This is a genomic window from Bradyrhizobium sp. Bra78, from assembly GCF_024519855.1.
Lineage (GTDB): Bacteria > Pseudomonadota > Alphaproteobacteria > Rhizobiales > Xanthobacteraceae > Bradyrhizobium > Bradyrhizobium japonicum_G.
This window is the reverse complement of record NZ_JALJRE010000007.1, coordinates 78,962-96,312: the sequence shown is the minus strand read 5'-3', so window position 1 is coordinate 96,312 and position 17,351 is coordinate 78,962. Positions and strand designations below refer to the sequence as shown.

The 17,351-nt window shown below is 65.2% G+C and carries 14 protein-coding genes; 10 read left to right on the top strand and 4 right to left on the bottom strand.

What is annotated here, in order from left to right; all coding sequences use genetic code 11:
* The first annotated feature begins 11 nt into the window (after positions 1-11).
* The 5 genes from rfaE1 (at position 12) to OC450_RS17395 (ending at position 6,973) form a co-directional block, all read left to right on the top strand.
* Entirely contained in the window at positions 12-1,496 is a 1,485-nt protein-coding gene (rfaE1, locus tag OC450_RS17415) for a D-glycero-beta-D-manno-heptose-7-phosphate kinase (RefSeq protein WP_211385031.1), read from the top strand.
* Positions 1,493-2,779, top strand: coding sequence for an O-antigen ligase family protein (locus OC450_RS17410; RefSeq protein WP_262048340.1), 1,287 nt, complete (start codon positions 1,493-1,495; stop codon positions 2,777-2,779). Before rfaE1 ends, OC450_RS17410 begins: the two co-directional genes overlap by 4 nt.
* Positions 2,780-2,892: 113 nt before the next feature.
* Positions 2,893-4,806 (top strand): nucleoside-diphosphate sugar epimerase/dehydratase, encoded by a 1,914-nt coding sequence (locus tag OC450_RS17405; RefSeq protein ID WP_262048339.1) that lies wholly within the window; start codon positions 2,893-2,895, stop codon positions 4,804-4,806.
* Positions 4,807-4,808: 2 nt separating this feature from the next.
* Complete coding sequence (locus OC450_RS17400; RefSeq protein ID WP_211385034.1) at positions 4,809-6,029, top strand: glycosyltransferase family 4 protein; 1,221 nt, start codon at positions 4,809-4,811, stop codon at positions 6,027-6,029.
* Positions 6,026-6,973 carry an NAD-dependent epimerase/dehydratase family protein gene (locus OC450_RS17395; protein WP_211385035.1) on the top strand — a complete coding sequence of 316 codons (948 nt, stop codon included), beginning with the start codon at positions 6,026-6,028 and terminating at the stop codon, positions 6,971-6,973. Before OC450_RS17400 ends, OC450_RS17395 begins: the two co-directional genes overlap by 4 nt.
* Here OC450_RS17395 and OC450_RS17390 read toward each other — a convergent pair.
* Together OC450_RS17390 and OC450_RS17385 are read right to left on the bottom strand one after the other, a co-directional pair.
* Positions 6,961-7,977, bottom strand: coding sequence for an MraY family glycosyltransferase (locus OC450_RS17390; RefSeq protein ID WP_211385036.1), 1,017 nt, complete (start codon positions 7,975-7,977; stop codon positions 6,961-6,963). The two genes, OC450_RS17395 and OC450_RS17390, sit on opposite strands and share 13 nt — an antisense overlap.
* Positions 7,974-8,933: a lysylphosphatidylglycerol synthase transmembrane domain-containing protein gene (locus tag OC450_RS17385; protein WP_211385037.1), complete on the bottom strand. Its 960-nt coding sequence runs from the start codon at positions 8,931-8,933 to the stop codon at positions 7,974-7,976. The genes OC450_RS17390 and OC450_RS17385 overlap by 4 nt, the downstream gene beginning before the upstream one ends.
* 259 nt (positions 8,934-9,192) lie before the next feature.
* Between OC450_RS17385 and OC450_RS17380 the strand changes: the two genes are divergently transcribed.
* From OC450_RS17380 to murJ, 5 genes are all read left to right on the top strand, one after another.
* Positions 9,193-10,182 (top strand): NAD-dependent epimerase, encoded by a 990-nt coding sequence (locus OC450_RS17380; RefSeq protein ID WP_211385038.1) that lies wholly within the window; start codon positions 9,193-9,195, stop codon positions 10,180-10,182.
* Between the two features lie 6 nt (positions 10,183-10,188).
* On the top strand, positions 10,189-11,601 hold the full coding sequence (locus tag OC450_RS17375; RefSeq protein WP_211385039.1) for a mannose-1-phosphate guanylyltransferase/mannose-6-phosphate isomerase: 1,413 nt from the start codon (positions 10,189-10,191) through the stop codon (positions 11,599-11,601).
* Between the two features lie 185 nt (positions 11,602-11,786).
* On the top strand, positions 11,787-12,791 hold the full coding sequence (locus OC450_RS17370) for a Gfo/Idh/MocA family protein (protein WP_256808457.1): 1,005 nt from the start codon (positions 11,787-11,789) through the stop codon (positions 12,789-12,791).
* A gap of 33 nt (positions 12,792-12,824) precedes the next feature.
* The gene (locus OC450_RS17365; protein WP_211385041.1) at positions 12,825-13,976 is read left to right on the top strand and encodes a DegT/DnrJ/EryC1/StrS family aminotransferase; all 1,152 of its coding nucleotides are present in this window, start codon (positions 12,825-12,827) and stop codon (positions 13,974-13,976) included.
* A 187-nt stretch (positions 13,977-14,163) separates the two neighbouring features.
* The gene (gene murJ / locus OC450_RS17360; RefSeq protein ID WP_211385042.1) at positions 14,164-15,693 is read left to right on the top strand and encodes a murein biosynthesis integral membrane protein MurJ; all 1,530 of its coding nucleotides are present in this window, start codon (positions 14,164-14,166) and stop codon (positions 15,691-15,693) included.
* Between the two features lie 105 nt (positions 15,694-15,798).
* On the opposite strand, the gene OC450_RS17355 is transcribed toward murJ, so the two are convergent.
* Complete coding sequence (locus OC450_RS17355; RefSeq protein ID WP_262048338.1) at positions 15,799-16,596, bottom strand: alpha/beta fold hydrolase; 798 nt, start codon at positions 16,594-16,596, stop codon at positions 15,799-15,801.
* A 234-nt stretch (positions 16,597-16,830) separates the two neighbouring features.
* Positions 16,831-17,118, bottom strand: coding sequence for a DUF1330 domain-containing protein (locus OC450_RS17350; protein WP_211385043.1), 288 nt, complete (start codon positions 17,116-17,118; stop codon positions 16,831-16,833).
* Positions 17,119-17,351: the final 233 nt, after the last annotated feature.

Sequence of the window (17,351 nt, the reverse complement as noted above, 5' to 3'; positions counted from 1 at the left end):
GCTCCTTGACCATGGCGACGCCCATTCTCGATTTCGATGCCCTTGCACAAGCCATCTCGGGTCGCACGGTGCTGTGCATCGGCGACATCATGCTGGACGAGTTCGTCTACGGCGAGGTGTCGCGGATCTCGCCGGAAGCGCCGGCGCCGGTCATCGCCGCCCAGCGCAGCGAGATCCATATCGGCGGTGCCGGCAATGTCGCGCGCAATGTCGCGTCCCTCGGCGCGCGCTGCATCTTCGTCGGCCTCGTCGGCGAGGATGCCGCGGGCAAGCAACTCGCCGCGGCGCTTGCGGAGCAGGGTGGGATCGAAAGCGTGCTGGTGTGCGATCGGTCGCGGCCGACAACGCGCAAGGTTCGCTTCGTCTCCGAGCATTTTTCCACGCACATGCTGCGTGCGGATTGGGAGCAGGCGGTTGCTGCATCCGATGACGTCGAGGCCAGTCTGATCGATGCGATCCTGCCCCAGATCGCGCGCGCCGACATCGTATTGCTCTCCGACTACGCCAAGGGCGTGCTGACCGCGCGCGTGATCCGGCACACGATCGACGCCGCGCGAAAACTCGGCAAGCCGGTGATCGTCGATCCCAAGAGCCTGAACTGGGCGATCTATCGCGGCGCGACGCTGCTCACGCCCAATCGCAAGGAGTTTGCGGAGGCCACGAGAAGCCGCGCCGATACGCCGCAGAGCATCGTCGATGCCAGCGAGGACGTGATGCGGCTCGCCGATTGCGAGGCGATTCTCGTCACGCAAGGCGAGCACGGCATGACGCTGGTGCCGCGAAACGGTGAGGCCGTTCACGTTCCGGCCGTTCCGGTGAAGGTGCGCGACGTCTCCGGCGCCGGCGATACCGTCGCCGCCGCGCTCGCGGTGTCGCTCGCCACGGGCGCGGACTGGGATACGGCGCTGCGCATGGCCGCTGCCGCAGCCGCCGTCGCCGTCGGCAAGCAGGGCACCGCCAGCGTGACTGCGGCCGAACTGAAGCGAAAGATCCTGCCGCATGCCTCCCTCGCCGCCGAGGAGAAGATCGTGCTCGAGCCGGGCGCGCTCGAGGCGCAGCTTGCGGAATGGAAGCGGCAGGGCCAGCGCGTCGGCTTCACCAATGGCTGCTTCGACATCCTGCATCCCGGCCACGTCAAGGTGCTGACCGCGGCGCGCGCCGCCTGCGACCGCCTGATCGTGGGCCTCAACAGCGATGCCTCGGTGCGGCGGCTGAAGGGCGCCGATCGCCCCGTTCAGGACGAGCGGGCGCGTGCGGAAGTGCTGGCGGCGCTCGAAGCCGTCGATCTCGTCGTCATCTTCGAGGAGGATACGCCGATCGACCTGATCACCCGGATCAAGCCGAGCGCGCTGGTGAAGGGGGGCGATTACACCCGCGAGCAGGTGGTCGGCCACGAGGTCGTCGAGGCGGCGGGCGGGACGGTCGTGCTGGTCGACGTTCTCCAGGGCTTCAGCACGACGGCGCTGGTTCATCGCGCGCGGGGAGGGGGCAAGTGACGACGCTGGCCGGGGAGACGACCGGCCGGATGCTGTGGCGGCGCCTGCGCAGTCCGGCGGCCTGGGGCGAGACGGTCGACCTGTTCGCGATCCTGACCGCGGCCTCGCTGCCATGGTCGACCTCGCTTGCGGGGATATTCAACGCCCTGATGCTGCTCTGCATGGTGCCTTTCCTCGACGTTCGCGAGTTCCTGCAATCGCTCAAGCGTCCGATCTGCGCCGCGCCGATCGCGCTGGTCCTGCTCGCGCTGGTGGGGACATTGTGGTCGGACGCGGCCTGGGGGGCGCGTTTCTACGCGGTCAATCCCACCGTCAAGCTGCTGGTGCTGCCGGTTCTGCTCTTTCACTTCGCGCGCTCGCCGCGCGGGCACTGGGTGTTCGTCGCCTTCCTGGTGTCCTGCGCGCTGTTGTCGGTGATGTCGTGGCTGGTCGCCTTCGACCCGAACCTCGCGCTCAAGACCGATCCCGCCGAACGCGGCATCTTCGTCAAGAACTACATCGACCAGAGCCAGGAGTTCACACTCTGCGCGGTCGCGCTCGCTTATCCGATCGTGCTGCTGCTGCGCGAGAAGCGCTACTGGATCGCCGGCCTGCTCACGGCGCTGGCGTTCAGCTTCTTCGTCAACATGGCTTTCGTGGTGGTATCGCGCACCGCGCTCGTCACCATTCCGATCCTGTTCGGCGTGTTCGCGCTGCTGCACCTGAGATGGCGCAGCATCGCGATCATCGCCATCGCTTTGCTCGCCGGTGCGGTTCTCGCCTGGCAGGCCTCGCCGCAATTGCGCAAGACCGCCGAGACCTTCGCCAGCGACTACACGCGCTATGTGGAAAAAGGCGAGCCGACCTCGCTTGGCCTGCGGCTCGAATTCTGGCGGAAATCCCTCGGCTTCTTCGCGGAGGCGCCGGTCGTGGGGCACGGCACCGGCTCGACGCGCGGTTTGTTCGAGCGTGTCGCAACACCCAGTGGTCGGTACCAGGCGTCCGCCGAGGTGATCGGCAACCCGCATAACCAGACCTTGAACGTTGCCGTACAATGGGGCGTCATCGGCATCGCCGTGCTCTATTCGATCTGGATCCTGCACCTGCTGTTGTTTCGCGGCGACGGGTTTGCCAACTGGGTCGGCCTCCTCGTTGTGGTCCAGAACGTCTTCACCTCGCTGTTCAACTCCCACCTGTTCGACTTCCACGAGGGCTGGATGTACGTCATCGGCGTCGGCGTCGCCGGCGGCATGGTGCTCCGGGCGCAGCAGGTCGAGGTGAAGGTGGGGGAAGCCGGTTCCTGAACGGCCGCGCGGCTGGCAAGCCTTGTACTGGCAGCCTTGTACTGGCAAGTCCGGTCGAGATGGGCTATCAGCGCGGTCAGGTTGCACCCAACGGGATTTTCATCGGTCCGCGGATGACGCGTCTTTCGCATCTCACCTTGCGCAATTTCCTGATCGCGCTCCACGACCTGCTGGCGACCACGGCGGCGCTGTTCGCTGCCTTCTATCTGCGCTTCGAGGGCGGCGACGGCTTCTACGATCGCCTGCCGCTGCTGTTCGAGATCCTGCCCTATTTCCTCGCCTTCAGCGTGGTCGTGTTCTTCATCTTCAACCTGACCACGACGAAATGGCGCTTCATCTCGCTGCCCGACGCGATGAACATCATCCGCGTCGCAACCGTGCTGACGGTTGCCCTGCTCGTGCTCGATTACATCTTCGTCGCCCCCAACGTCCGCGGCACCTTCTTTCTCGGCAAGGTGACGATCGTTCTGTACTGGTTCCTCGAGGTCTCCTTCCTCAGCGCATTGCGCATGGCCTATCGCTATTTCCGCTACACGCGGGTGCGGCGTCACGCCCGCACCGATGATGCCGCGCCGACGCTGCTGATCGGCCGCGCCGCGGATGCCGAGGTGCTGCTCCGCGGCATCGAGAGCGGGGCGATCAAACGCATCTGGCCGGTCGGCGTGCTGTCGCCGTCGAGTTCCGATCGCGGCCAGTCCATCCGCAACGTGCCGGTTCTGGGCGGCGTCGAGGACATCGAGGACGTCGTCGCCGACTTCGCCAAGCGCAGCAAGGCGATCGCGCGCATCGTGATGACGCCGACCGCGTTCGATCCGGAGTCTCATCCCGAACAGATACTCATGCGGGCGCGCAAGCTGGGGGTGATCGTGAACCGCATGCCCTCGCTGGAAAGCGGCGATACGCCGCGGCTCACGGCCGTCGCGGTCGAGGATCTGCTGCTGCGGCCGAGCGAGACGATCGACTATGCGCGGCTCGAAGCCCTGATCGAGGGCAAGGCCGTGATCGTCACCGGCGGCGGCGGCTCAATCGGTTCCGAGATCTGCGAGCGCGTCGTCGCGTTCGGCGCCGCGCGCCTCCTGATCGTGGAAAATTCCGAGCCGGCGCTCTACGCGATCACCGAAGCGCTCGCGGCGCAGGGCACGGCTGCTGCGGTCGAAGGGCGGATCGCCGACATTCGCGACCGCGAGCGCATCATGCGCCTGATGGCCGAGTTCAAGCCGGACATCGTGTTCCATGCCGCCGCGCTCAAGCACGTGCCGATCCTCGAGCGGGACTGGAGCGAGGGCGTTAAGACCAATATCTTCGGCTCGATCAACGTCGCCGATGCCGCGCTCAGCGCCGGCGCCGAAGCCATGGTGATGATCTCGACCGACAAGGCGATCGAGCCGGTGTCGATGCTCGGCCTCACCAAGCGCTTCGCCGAGATGTACTGCCAGGCGCTCGACCACGATCTTGCGGCAGGGAGCGGCGGCGCCAGGCGGCCGATGCGGCTGATCTCGGTCCGGTTCGGCAACGTGCTGGCGTCGAACGGCTCGGTGGTGCCGAAGTTCAAGGCCCAGATCGAGGCCGGCGGCCCCGTGACGGTGACGCATCCCGACATGGTCCGCTACTTCATGACCATTCGCGAGGCCTGCGATCTCGTCGTCACGGCGGCAACGCATGCGCTCGGCACGCAGCGTTCGGACGTCTCGGTCTACGTGCTCAACATGGGCCAGCCGGTGAAGATCGTCGATCTCGCCGAGCGCATGATCCGTCTGTCGGGCCTGCAACCCGGCTACGACATCGAGATCGTGTTCACGGGCATGCGGCCCGGCGAACGCCTGCACGAGATCCTGTTCGCCTCCGAGGAGCCGACCCGCGAGATCGGCGTCGCCGGCATCATGGCGGCGCAGCCGAACGAGCCGCCGATGCAGACGCTGCGCAAATGGATCGCTGCGCTGGAGCAGGCGATCGCACGCGACGATCGGGCCACCATCAGGACGATCCTGAAGGACGCGGTTCCGGAATTCGGGTCGACCGCGGCCTGACCATGCAATCTGGAGGCAAGATCGTCGTCGCGAGCCAGCATTATCCGCCGGATCCGAGCACGACGGCGGCGATCATGGCGGAGATCGCCTGCCGTCTCGCCGTCGGCCACGAGGTCGTCGTGCTGTCGGGCTCGCCCGGCGCACTGCCGGCGTCGCAGAGCGGTCCGGGCAAGCCGCGCGTTGTCGCTGTCAAGAACCGGATGGCAGGCAAGGCGGCGCTGGTACGGCGCGGCGCCTCCGAGCTGCTGTTCGCGGCGCGCACATTCTTAGCGCTGCTGCGTGAGCTCAGGCGAGGCGATGTCGTGCTCACCGTCACCGCACCGTTCATGCTGCCCTATGCGGTCGCGGCCGCCGCGCGGTTCAAGGGCGCGCGCTCGGCGCTGATCATGCACGATCTCTTCCCCGACGTGCTGGTGATGGCGGGTCTGCTGAAGCCCGGCTCGCTCGTGACGCAGACGATGCGCTTCGCCAACGGCCTGATGTTCCGCGCGCTCAACGCCGTCATCACCATCGGCCGCGATGCGGAGCGGCCGCTGCTGAGCTATTCCGGCATGAGGAGGAACAAGATCCGCTTCATCCCGAACTGGGCGACGCTCGTGCCCGGGCCGCGACCGCTCGCAACGGACAGTCCTTTCCGCAAGGCAATTTCTGCGCGTTTCATCGTCGGCCTGTCGGGCAATCTCGGCTTCACCCATGATCCGGACATCGTGTTCGAGGCGGCCCGCCTCCTGAAGGACGAGCCGGACATCCACTTCCTGCTGTCCGGCTGGGGCATCGGCTTCGCGCGGTTGCAGCAGTTGCAGGCCGCAGCGAACCTCTCCAACGTCTCCTTCGTGGCGCGGGTCGAGGACGCCGAGCTCGAGGCGTTCCTGGCGGCTGCCAATCTCTGGATCATTCCGTACCGGAAGGACGTAGCGGGCGTGTCGGTGCCGAGCCGGTTCTACAACCTGCTGGCGGTCGGCCGTCCCGTGGTGCTGGTCTCGGAGCCCGAGGCCGAGGCCGCCTTGACGGTGGTCGAGAACGGGCTCGGCTGGGTCGTGACGCCGGGGCGCGCCGATCAGCTCGCCGAGGCGATCCGTACGGCGTCGCGCGCCGACGACGGCGCCATGGCGGAGCGCGCGGTGAAAACGGCTTCGAAGTTCGACCGTACTGTCGCGATGAACGCCTATGCCGCCGTGATCGACGAATTGTTGCGCAACCCGGACCTTTCGGAGCAACGATGAGTGAACACAAGCCAGTCGTGCTGGTGACGGGAGCGAGCGGCTTCGTCGGCCGCCATGTCGCGCCTGCGCTGGCGCGCGAGGGATGGTCCGTCCGCCGCGCGGTGCGCATCCCGGAAGGCGTGGGCGATGAGGTCGTCGTCGAGACGATCGGCCCCGAGACCGATTGGCAGGCGGCGCTCGAAGGCGTCGACGCCGTGGTCCATCTCGCCGCGCGCGTGCATCACAAGCACGAGGAGCATGCGGTCCAGCTCTACCGCAACGTCAACATCGCCGGCACGCTGCACCTGGCGCGCGGTGCGGCGGCAGCCGGCGTACGCCAGTTCATCTTCGTCAGCACCGTTCTCGTGCACGGGCGCAGCAATGAGGGCCGCGCGCCGTTCAGCGAGGACGACATTCTCACGCCGCGCGGCCTCTACGGCATGTCCAAGGCCGCGGCCGAGGCGGGCCTGAAGACGCTGGCGCGCGACACCGACATGAACATCTCGGTGATCAGGCCGCCGCTGGTCTACGGCGCGGGCGCCAAGGGCAATTTCGCGCTGCTGACGCGTGCGGTGAATCTGGGGATGCCGCTGCCCTTTGCCGCGATCCACAATCAGCGCGCGTTTCTCGCCGTGCAGAACCTGTCGTCGTTCATCGTGCGCCGGCTCGCTCATCCCGATCCCGCCAGCAATTTCGAGATATTCCTGGTGGCCGACAGGGAACAGGTCTCGACGCCCGAATTCATCGAGCGGCTGGCGAAGGCTGCGGGCAAGAACTCGCGGCTGTTCGGGATGCCGTCGAGCCTGCTCAGCACGCTGCTCAGCGTGATGGGCCGGCAGGATACGCATGACAGCCTGATCGGCTCGCTGGAGCTCAACCTCTCCAAGGCGATGGCAACCGGCTGGCAACCGGAGATCTCGCTCGACGAGGGCCTGCGGCTGGCGCTGTCGGCTCAGGACGCCTGAGGGCGGGAGAAGCGCCGCAGCACGAATCCGACCGCGATCGCGCCGGCGAGCAGGCATGCGATCGTGATCGCCATCGAGCCGGCGCGAACGGTGACGATGGCAAGCAGTGCCAGCACGAGGTTGAGCGCGAACACCTCGCCGGTCACGCGGGAGACGGTGAAGCCGTTGTCGGTCGCACGCTGGTAGAAGTGCGTGCGATGCGCCGACCAGAATTGTTCGCGGCTGCCGATGCGGCGAAGCAGCGTGATGGTGGAATCCGAAAGGTAATAGGCCGGCAGCAGCAGCGCCGCGGCGGGCTGCCCGCGCCAGGCAAGCTCGAGCAGGCACCAGCCGAGCAGGAGGCCGATCGGCAGGCTGCCGACATCGCCGAGAAACACCTTCGCGATCGGCTTGTTGAACGGTGCAAAGCCGAGCATGGCGCCGCACAGGGCCGCGGCGATCAGCGCGGCCGGCCAGGAGAGATCACCGAACCATCCGAGCAGCAGCAGCGCCGCGGTGACCGGCACCACTTCCGCCACCGTCATCAGGTCGAGCCCGTCCATGAAATTGACGAGGTTCACGAACCAGACGCCAGCCAGCAGGATGAGGCCGCGCTCGAGCGGAAGCGGCAGCGCCGGAGCGATGCGCGCGGTCTCGGGCGCGGTGAACACGACGGCTCCGACGCAGACTGCCTGCAGCACGAGCCGCGCAAGCACCGGCAGCGACACGATGTCGTCGGCAAATCCGACCAGGGCGATCAAGACGGTCGCACCGATCAGCGCCGGCGCGATCGCGATGTCCGTCCAGGCTGCCCAGGCGGACGCGACCAGCAGCGTCGCCGATATCACCGCGATGCCCGCACCCTGCGGGGTCGGGATGCGATGCGAGGACCGCGCGTTCGGCCGCGCCAGCGCGTAGCGCTGGAGCAGGGGACGGCTGCCCCAGGTGATGACGGCCGACACCAGCGCGGCGATCGCAACGGCCAGCAGCGAAGGTACGGCGAGCGCGTCGGCGGCCGGGTTCACTCCGGCACTCCGATCGGCGCCGATCCTTGCGCGGCTTTCTCCGCGCTGAGAATCCAGACCAGTCCGCCGACGGCGCCGACGATGAAGTAGACGGTGCCGAACAGCAGCGAGATGTTGACGCCCTCGTTGGCGGCAAGTCCCGCAAAGCCGAATGCCAGGCCCATGGTGGCCTCGCGCACGCCCCAGCCGGCGATCGAGATCGGCATCATCGTGATCAGCATCACCGGCGGCACGAGCAGGAAGACGTCGCTGAAGCCGACCGGGGCCGCAATCGACTGCACGACGCACCAGGCGATGACGACGGTCAGCACATGCACCGCGACCGACAGGATCGTGACGATCGGTCCGCGCGAGCGGCTGAAGATCACGCGATTGGCGATCACGGCACAGGCGTGAACGTGATGCGTGACCCACCAGGTCTTCAGCCACCGCCAGTTCAGCGCGCCGAAAATCAGGAAGCCGAGGCCGCCTGCGAGCGCCGCAAGGTCGACGAGCAGCAGCGCCGAGCGGCCGTGCGGATCGGAGATGAGGGAATAGCTCCAGGGCAGGCTCGCGACGATGAGGATCGCCACCGCGATCAATCCGATCGCGCGGTCGACGAAGATCGAGTAGGTCGCGGCGCGCCAGCCTGCGCCGGCGCGCGCGACGAGCCACAGCCGGACCGCATCGCCGCCAATGGCCGATGGCAGGGTCTGGTTGAAGAATGCGCCGATCACGTTGTAGCGCATCGCGCGGGCGAGCCCGAGCGGCGCGCCGCATTCGGCGCTGATCTCGCGCCAGCGCAGCACGCCGACGAAGATTTGCAGGAACGTGATCGCGATCGCCAGGCCGATCCAGAACAGGCTGGACACGGTGAAGCGCGAAAACAGTTCGGACAGATTGACCTTGCGCAGCGCCAGATAGAGCAGCGCCGCGGAAATCAGGATTTTGGCCGTCGACAGCAGGATTCGGCGCATCTCGCCCGCATGAACAGGGGTTTTTGAAGCAACCCGACGCACGGCGCCGAATTCGGCCGCTTTGGTATGGTTTTGGCGCCGATCTTGCAATAGCTGTTCTGAAGTCGTTCTGAAGCTGTGTTCCGGGCCGTTCCGAATGGCCCTCGTGCAGGGGCAGGGCTATTGCGAGCCCCTCGACAGGATGGCTAAAGAAGCGCTGCGGACGCAAGACTGAGCGAAGACCGGACGAACGATTGGCGAAGGATTCCTCGGGAACAGGATGACGGATCAGGCGATTTTGGTCACGGGTGCCGCCGGCTTCATCGGCTTTCACGTCGCCCGCCAGCTTTTGGGCGAAGACCGGCCCGTCGTCGGGCTCGACAATCTCAACAGCTATTACGATCCGGCGCTCAAACAGGCGCGCCTTGCGCTTTTGCGCGGCGATTCCCGCTTCTCCTTCGTCGAGGCCGATCTCGCCGACCGCGAGACGATCGCAGCGCTGTTTGCGCGACATCGATTTGCCAAAGTCGTGCATCTCGCGGCCCAGGCCGGCGTGCGCTATTCGATCGAGCAGCCGCAGGCTTATGTCGATTCCAATCTCCAGGGCTTTCTCAACGTGCTGGAGGGCTGCCGCAACAATGCCTGTCGTCATCTCGTCTACGCCTCGTCATCCTCCGTTTATGGCGCCAACACTAAACTGCCCTTTGCCGTGCAGGACCGCACCGACCATCCCGTGAGCTTCTATGCTGCGACCAAGAAGGCGAACGAATTGATGGCGCAGTCCTACAGCCATCTCTACCGGCTGCCGGTCACGGGCCTGCGCTTCTTCACCATTTACGGGCCGTGGGGACGGCCCGACATGGCGTTGTTTCTGTTCGTGAACGCCATCATGGCCGGTCGGCCGATCCGGCTCTTTAACCATGGCAAAATGCGCCGCGACTTCACCTATATTGACGACGTCACCCGTGTAGTGTCCAAGCTGATCGATCTTGTGCCCACGGATGACCCGGCCGCCGCAAATGCGCCGTCTAAGGTCTACAATGTCGGCAATCACCACCCGGAAGAGCTGATGCATGTCGTCGGGCTTCTGGAGCGGGAGCTGGGTCGGACGGCGATCAAAGAATTGCTGCCGATGCAGCCCGGAGACGTCTTGGAAACGTTCGCGGATGTCGAGGATCTGATGCGCGATACCGGCTTTGCACCGTCAACGCCGATCGCGCACGGGGTCCGTAATTTTGTCACCTGGTATCGGGACTACTTCAAGGTTTGAATGACGATGGACAAACGCATTATCCCCCTGATCATGTGCGGCGGCGCCGGCACGCGGTTGTGGCCGGCTTCGCGCGAGGTGCGCCCCAAGCAGTTCCTGCCGCTGTTCGGCACGCGCTCGACCTTCCAGGACACGCTGCTGCGCGTCTCGGATGCCTCGCTGTTCGAACGTCCGATCGTCATCACCAATGCGTCCTACCGCTTCATGGTGCTGGAGCAGCTCGCCGAGATCGGCATCGAGGCCGACGTGATCCTCGAGCCGATGCGGCGCGATTCCGGCCCCGCGATCGCCGCCGGCGCGGTGTTCGCGCAGAACCGCGCCAGTGAAGCCATCGTGCTGGCGCTCGCCGCCGACCACGTGGTGCAGGACAAGGCCGCCTTCGTCGCCGCATGCCGCGAAGGGCTCACTGCCGCGAGCACCGGGCGCATCGTCACCTTCGGCGTCAAGCCGGAGCGGCCGGCGACCGAATACGGCTATATCAGCCCGGGCGAGGCGATCTCCGGCACGGTGCACGCGGTTGCGCGCTTCGTCGAGAAGCCCGACGCGGTGAAGGCCGCCGACTACGTCGAGTCCGGCTATCTCTGGAACAGCGGCAACTTCATGTTCCCGGCCAGCGTGCTGCTCGACGAATACCGCAAGGTCGACGCGGCGAGCGTGGAGGCGGTGTCCAACGCGGTCGCCAATGCCGGCCGCGATCTCGGCTTCGTGACGCTGGAGCCGGAGGCGTTCGGCGCCGCCAAGGCGATCTCGATCGACTATGCCGTGATGGAGAAGACTGCGCGCGCGGCCGTTGTGCCGGTGTCCTGCGGCTGGTCCGACGTCGGCTCCTGGCACGCGGTGTGGGAGCTGTCGGCGAAGGACGCGCAAGGCAATGCCGCGCACGGCGCCGCCGTGTTCGAAGACTCGCGCAACTGCAACGTCACCACCGATGCCGCGCTGGTCGCGCTCGAGGGCGTCGACGATCTTGTCGTGGTGGCGACTGCGGATGCCGTGCTGGTGTCGCGCCAGAAGGACGCCAACGGCCTGAAGCGGCTCGTGACCAAGCTCAAGGCGGTCGCTCCGAAGGTCACCGAGGAGCATCTCAAGGTGCACCGGCCCTGGGGCAGCTACCAGTCGGTCGACAATGGCGAGCGCCACCAGGTCAAGCGCATCGTAGTGAAGCCGGGCGGGCGGCTGTCGCTGCAGAAGCACCATCATCGCGCCGAGCACTGGATCGTGGTCCGGGGCGCTGCCCGCGTCACCGTCAACGAGACCGTCAAGACGGTGCACGAGAACGAGTCGATCTACATCCCGATGGGCGCCGTGCACCGGATGGAGAACCCCGGCAAGATCATGCTGGAACTGATCGAGGTCCAGACTGGAAGTTATCTCGGGGAAGACGACATCATCCGGATTGAAGACGACTATCAAAGGTCGTAACCAGCACACTCCGAATCACGTCATTCCGGGCCGAAAGAGCGGTATCTTTCAGCCACTTAAGGCCCGGGGAACGTGTAACTTTTTGAATCAAATCGTGTCCGGTCAGTCAGGCCGGCATTCGCCACAAATGTGGCGTCCGTGCTAGAAGCAGCCCGGGGATTTGCGCTGAATCGGGGTTTGCTCACATGAGTTCCAAGGGATCTGCACCGGCAAAGGCCGGTCTGCGCGTCGGCGTCATTGGCGCGGGCGTGATGGGCAGCAACCACGCGCGCGTGCTCAGCGGTCTGCCGGGCGTCAGTCTCGTCGGCGTCGTCGATCCTTCGGCGGCCCATCGCACGCGCGCCATGGAACTTGCCAATTGCGCGAGCTTCGAGACGCTCGACCAGCTCCTTGCCGAAGGCGTCGACGCCGTCACCATCGCGGCGCCCACCCATCTGCATCACGAGGTCGCGCTCGCCTGCATCGCCAAGAACATCCACGTGCTGGTCGAGAAGCCGATCGCCTCCACGGTTGCGGAAGGCCGCGAGATCGTTGCCGCCGCGCAGAAGGCCGGCGTGACGCTGATGGTCGGCCATGTCGAGCGCTTCAATCCGGCGGTCGCCGCCGTCAAGCAGGCGATCGCGGGCGAGGACATCCTCTCGATCGCGATCACGCGCGTCGGTCCGTTCCCGCCGCGCATGTCCAATGTCGGCGTCGTCATCGACCTTGCCGTGCACGACATCGACCTGATCCGCTGGTTCACCGAATCCGACATCGTCGAGGTGCAGCCGCAATTGTCGAGCGCGGTCGCCGAGCGCGAGGACATCGCGCTGCTGCAATTCCGTACCGCCAACGGCGTGCTCGCCCACATCAACACCAACTGGCTGACGCCGTTCAAGGCGCGCAGCGTCACGGTCGCGACCCGCGGCAAATACGTGATGGGCGATCTGCTCACGCGCCAGGTTACCGAATGCTTCGGCTTCAAGCCGGATGGCAGCTACTCGATGCGGCATCTGCCGGTCGGCCATGACGAGCCGCTCCGTGCCGAGCTGATCGCGTTCCTCAAGGCCGTGCGCAACGGCGAGATTCCGGCGGTCACCGGCGACGAAGGCGTCGCCAGTCTCGAGATCGCCACGCAGTGCCTGGAAACGCCGTCGCGGCCCGCAGCCAAGGCACCCGCCCGTACAGGCCCGCGGCGCGTCGCCGGCTGAACCCTTTCCATGTCGACCATTCAAGAAGGCGCCATGAACCAGCATCTTCGTTCCGAACCCATTCCCTTCATCGATGTCGCTTCGCAGCGTCGCCGGCTCGGCGCCTCGCTCGATGCCGCGGTGAAGCGCGTTCTCGACCATTGCCAGTTCGTCAACGGTCCTGAAGTCGCCGAGCTCGAGAAGCAGCTTGCGGCCTATTGCGGTGCCAAGCACGTCATCGGCTGCGCCAGCGGCACCGACGCGCTTCTCATGGTGTTGATGGCGAAGAATGTCGGTCCCGGCGATGCCGTGCTGTGCCCGTCGTTCACCTTCATTGCGACCGCGTCGCCGGCGGCACGGATGGGCGCCACCCCGGTCTATGTCGATGTGGATGAAACGACCTTCAACATGAGCCCGGAGTCGCTGAAGCGGGGCATTGCGGCCGCTCGCAAGGCTGGTCTCAAGCCCGTTGCGGTCATTCCAGTCGACCTGTTCGGCCAGCCTGCAGACCACGATGCCATTGCCGAGATCGCCAGGGCCGAAGGCCTGTTTGTGATCGACGACGCCGCGCAAGGCTTCGGCGCAAGCTATCATGGCCGCAAGCTCGGCACCTTCGGGCTCGCAACCACGACCAGCTTCTTCCCCGCAAAACCGCTCGGCTGCTTCGGCGACGGCGGCGCGATCTTCACCGATGACGACGAGCTCGCAGCCACGCTGCGCAGCATCCGCGTGCACGGGCAGGGCGTCGATAAATACGATAACGTCCGCCTCGGCCTGACCGGCCGGCTCGACACCATGCAGGCCGCGATCCTGATCGAGAAGCTGAAGATCTTCGACGACGAGATCGCTGCCCGCAACAAGGTCGCTGAGCGCTACGCGCGAGGCCTGTCGAATGTCGTCACCGTGCCGCGCCTTGCGCCCGGCAACACCTCGGTCTGGGCGCAGTACACCATCCGCCTCCCCAAAGGCACCGATCGCGATGGCTTTGCCGCGGCGCTGAAGGCTCAGGGCGTGCCGACCGCGATCTATTACGGCAAGTCGATGCACCAGCAGACCGCCTACAAGCAGTATCCGGTCGCCGACGGCGGCCTGCCTGCTTGCGAGAGCCTGTCGCAAGACGTCATCAGCCTGCCGATGCACGCCTATTTGACCGAAGCCGACCAGGAGCGAATCATCGCAGCCGTGCGCGGCGCGGTTTCGGGCTGATCTTCCTGTCACCTCTCCCGCTTGCGGGAGAGGTCGCCGCGAAGCGGCGGGTGAGGACTCTCTGCCTCTTGGGAATTCTCGCTTGCGGAAACACCCTCTCCCCAACCCTCTCCCGCAAGCGGGGGAGGGGCGACCTTCCTCGCGGTTTGCACCTAGACCTGATCTCGCCATGCACTAAAACAGACGCATGCTCGGACGCATCTTCACGGTTGGCGGATATACGCTGCTCTCGCGGCTGACGGGATTTGCCCGCGACATCATGCTCGCGGCGATCCTGGGCGCCGGCCCCGTGGCCGACGCCTTTTTCGTGGCGCTGCGGCTGCCCAATCATTTCCGCGCGATCTTCGCCGAGGGTGCCTTCAACGCCGCCTGGGTGCCGGCCTATGCCCATGTCCATGGCGAGAAGGGGGAGGGCGCGGCAAGACTGTTCGCCGACCGCATCTTCACGCTGCTGCTGGCCTCGCAAGTGGTGCTGCTGATCGTCGCCTGGCTGTTCATGCCGCAGGCCATGAGCATCCTGGCGCCGGGCTTCAGTGAAGACGCCGAGCAGCGCAAACTCGCGATCGAGCTAACCCGGATCACCTTTCCTTATCTCTTGCTGATCACGCTGGTGACGCTCTATGGCGGCATGCTCAACGTGATGCAGCGCTTCGCCAGCGCCGCCGCGGCGTCGATCTTCCTCAACATTTCGATGATGATGACGCTGGCGCTGGCCGCCTGGTTTCCCAGTGCGGGCCACGCCGCCGCCTGGGGCGTCCTGATCTCGGGCTTTTTGCAGTATTTCCTGCTCGCAGGCGATCTCGCGCGCCACGGCGGCCTGCCGCGCTTTGCGCCGCTCAAGCTCGATGAAGACGTTCGCGGATTCTTCAAGGCGCTCGGGCCGGCGACGCTGGGCTCGATGGGCACGCAAGTCGCGCTGTTCGCCGACACCATCATCGCGACCTTCCTGCCCGCGGGCGCGCTGTCGGCGCTCTATTACGCCGATCGCCTCAACCAGCTGCCGATCGGCGTGATCGGCATCGCCATCGGCACGGTGCTGCTGCCGGAGATGTCGCGGCGAATCACGGCCAACGACCATGACGGCGCGATGAAGGCGCAGCGCCGCGCCTTCGACTTCACGCTGCTGTTCTCGATTCCGTTCGTGGCCGCCTTCCTCACCGTGCCCGACGAGATCATGCGCGCGCTGTTCGCCCGCGGCGCGTTCTCCAAGGCCGATGCGGCCGCCGCAGGCGCCACGCTAGCGGCCTACGCCATCGGCCTCATTCCCTTCGTGCTGATCCGGAGCGCGGTCGCGACCTTTTATGCGCGCAAGGACACCGCGACACCGGTGCGGGCGTCGCTGACCGGCATCGCCGTCAACGTTGCCCTGAAGGTCGCCCTGATGGGATCGCTCGCCCAGATCGGCCTCGCACTGGCCACCGCCGTCGGTGTCTGGACCAATCTGCTGATGGTGCTGTTCTTTGCGGTGCGGCGAGGCTTTCTCGTGCCGGACCGCGCCTGGCTGTTGTCCCTCGCCAAATTCCTGCTGACCGGGTTGATCCTGGCCGCAAGCTTCTGGCTGATCGCGCGCTTTAGCACGACCGCGCTTGCCGCGCTGCCGGCCTTCCGGGACGAAGCAACGCTGGGGGTGTTGGCGGTGGGTGGAACGATCGTTTACACGCTCGCAATCCTCGTGCTGTTCGGCCGCAGCTGGCTGGTCTCGCTGGTGCGCGGCTAGGCGCGTATCGATAGGTTCGTCATATCCGCTCGACCCGCGAGAAGCGGATCGCTGGGCCGCAACTAACATCATGCGGCCCAGAAGTCGCCCTTGATCAGATCGATGTCACGCTGCTTTCACCAGCACGTCAGTCAACCAATCCGGCTCGCCGATCATGACCGAGTGGCCAGATGTCGTGTTTTCGAGGACAGTCCAGGAATTGTCCGACTTGCACTCCGCTGCCGCTTTGTCCAAGGCGGCTAACTGGAATTTGGGTAAACGGATGTAGGTCTTCTTCGCGACCTTTTCGCGTGCGCCGGAGAGCTTCGCCGGTTGCAGCCACGTCCCAATCGGCTGCGGTGTTACTTTTGATAGAACCCAAGCGACGTCGTTGGGATCGCTAAAGGCCGTCGGAGGGAGCGCTTTGGGGGCCGGACGGCTGATCGCGCCCTCCTCGATCGGGAAGGGCACCAGGTCTCGAAATGACTGGCCGTCGGCGGGCTTTATTGCATCAACCCAAACGATAGATGATACGCGGTTTCCGATACGTTCAAGAGCACCCGACGCGGGACATCCGGCATACGAATGGGCAACGAGGCAAATGTCCGTGAGGTCTTCCCATTCGAACAGATTTGCGATGTCACTAATGTGCGTGTCGAGATTTATGTCTTTGCTGAGGAGGTGCGAGCGTTCAGCCAATCCCGAGAGCGTAAACGCATAGACTTTATGGCCCTGTTTTTCGAGCCTCTCGGTCACACGATGCCAACACCACGCGCCGTAAAAGGCGCCACCAATCAGAACAAAAGTCTTTGGCGCGGATTGAGCGCGCGCACTGCCGATGCCTGATGAAGTTACCGAGACTGCACTTATTCCGGCCGCGACGCCGCCGATCAATCTGCGGCGGGTGACATTTTGCAAAGTCATGAAATCCCTCCCGTGCAAGAATATGAGTTCAATATCAGTGCGACTATCTAATCGCCAAAATTGGATTGGGGGAAGACGAGTGCCGCCGGCTTGGAAGGAATTTTTTGATCCAGTCGGTGACTTCTGAATGGGGTATTTGCGGCCGAACGGACAATCCTCTCCATGTCCGATTTATCCCCGATAACGACCGGCAGACGTGCCCGGACTTCGGTTAGCTGAGCAGTCCGCTGATGTTCAGATGCCGGGAAATGCCCAAACATTTATGGTAGCGGCACCCTCGCGCAGCTTCTTGATGGGCACATAGTCTGGAGAATTCCAGAAGGCACGGATAGCCTCCATCGCGGGAAACTCGAACATCACGACTGGTCGCGTGTCGTGCTCGCCTTCGAGTACTTCCACCTTTGCGCCTCTCGCGACAAGTTTGCCGCCAAAGGAAGCGATGAATGGAACGACCGCCTCGCGGTACTTCTGATATTTGGGTTCGTCGGCAATGGTCGCTTGAACAACAAGATATGCAGGCACAATCGACCTCCATTTTTCATTTGCGCCGGGAAAATTGAACGGTCCAAGCGTAGTCACTCTCCGGGCCGCCGTCCATGATGCCAATGTGTGCTTGGCAGCAAAATCTGCTACTGGTGCTGTCCTTCGCCGTGCGGCGAGGCTTCCTCGTGCGGGACCGCGCCTGGCTGTTGTCCCTCGCCAAATTCCTGCTGACCGGGTTGATCCTGGCCGCAAGCTTCTGGCTGATCGCGCGC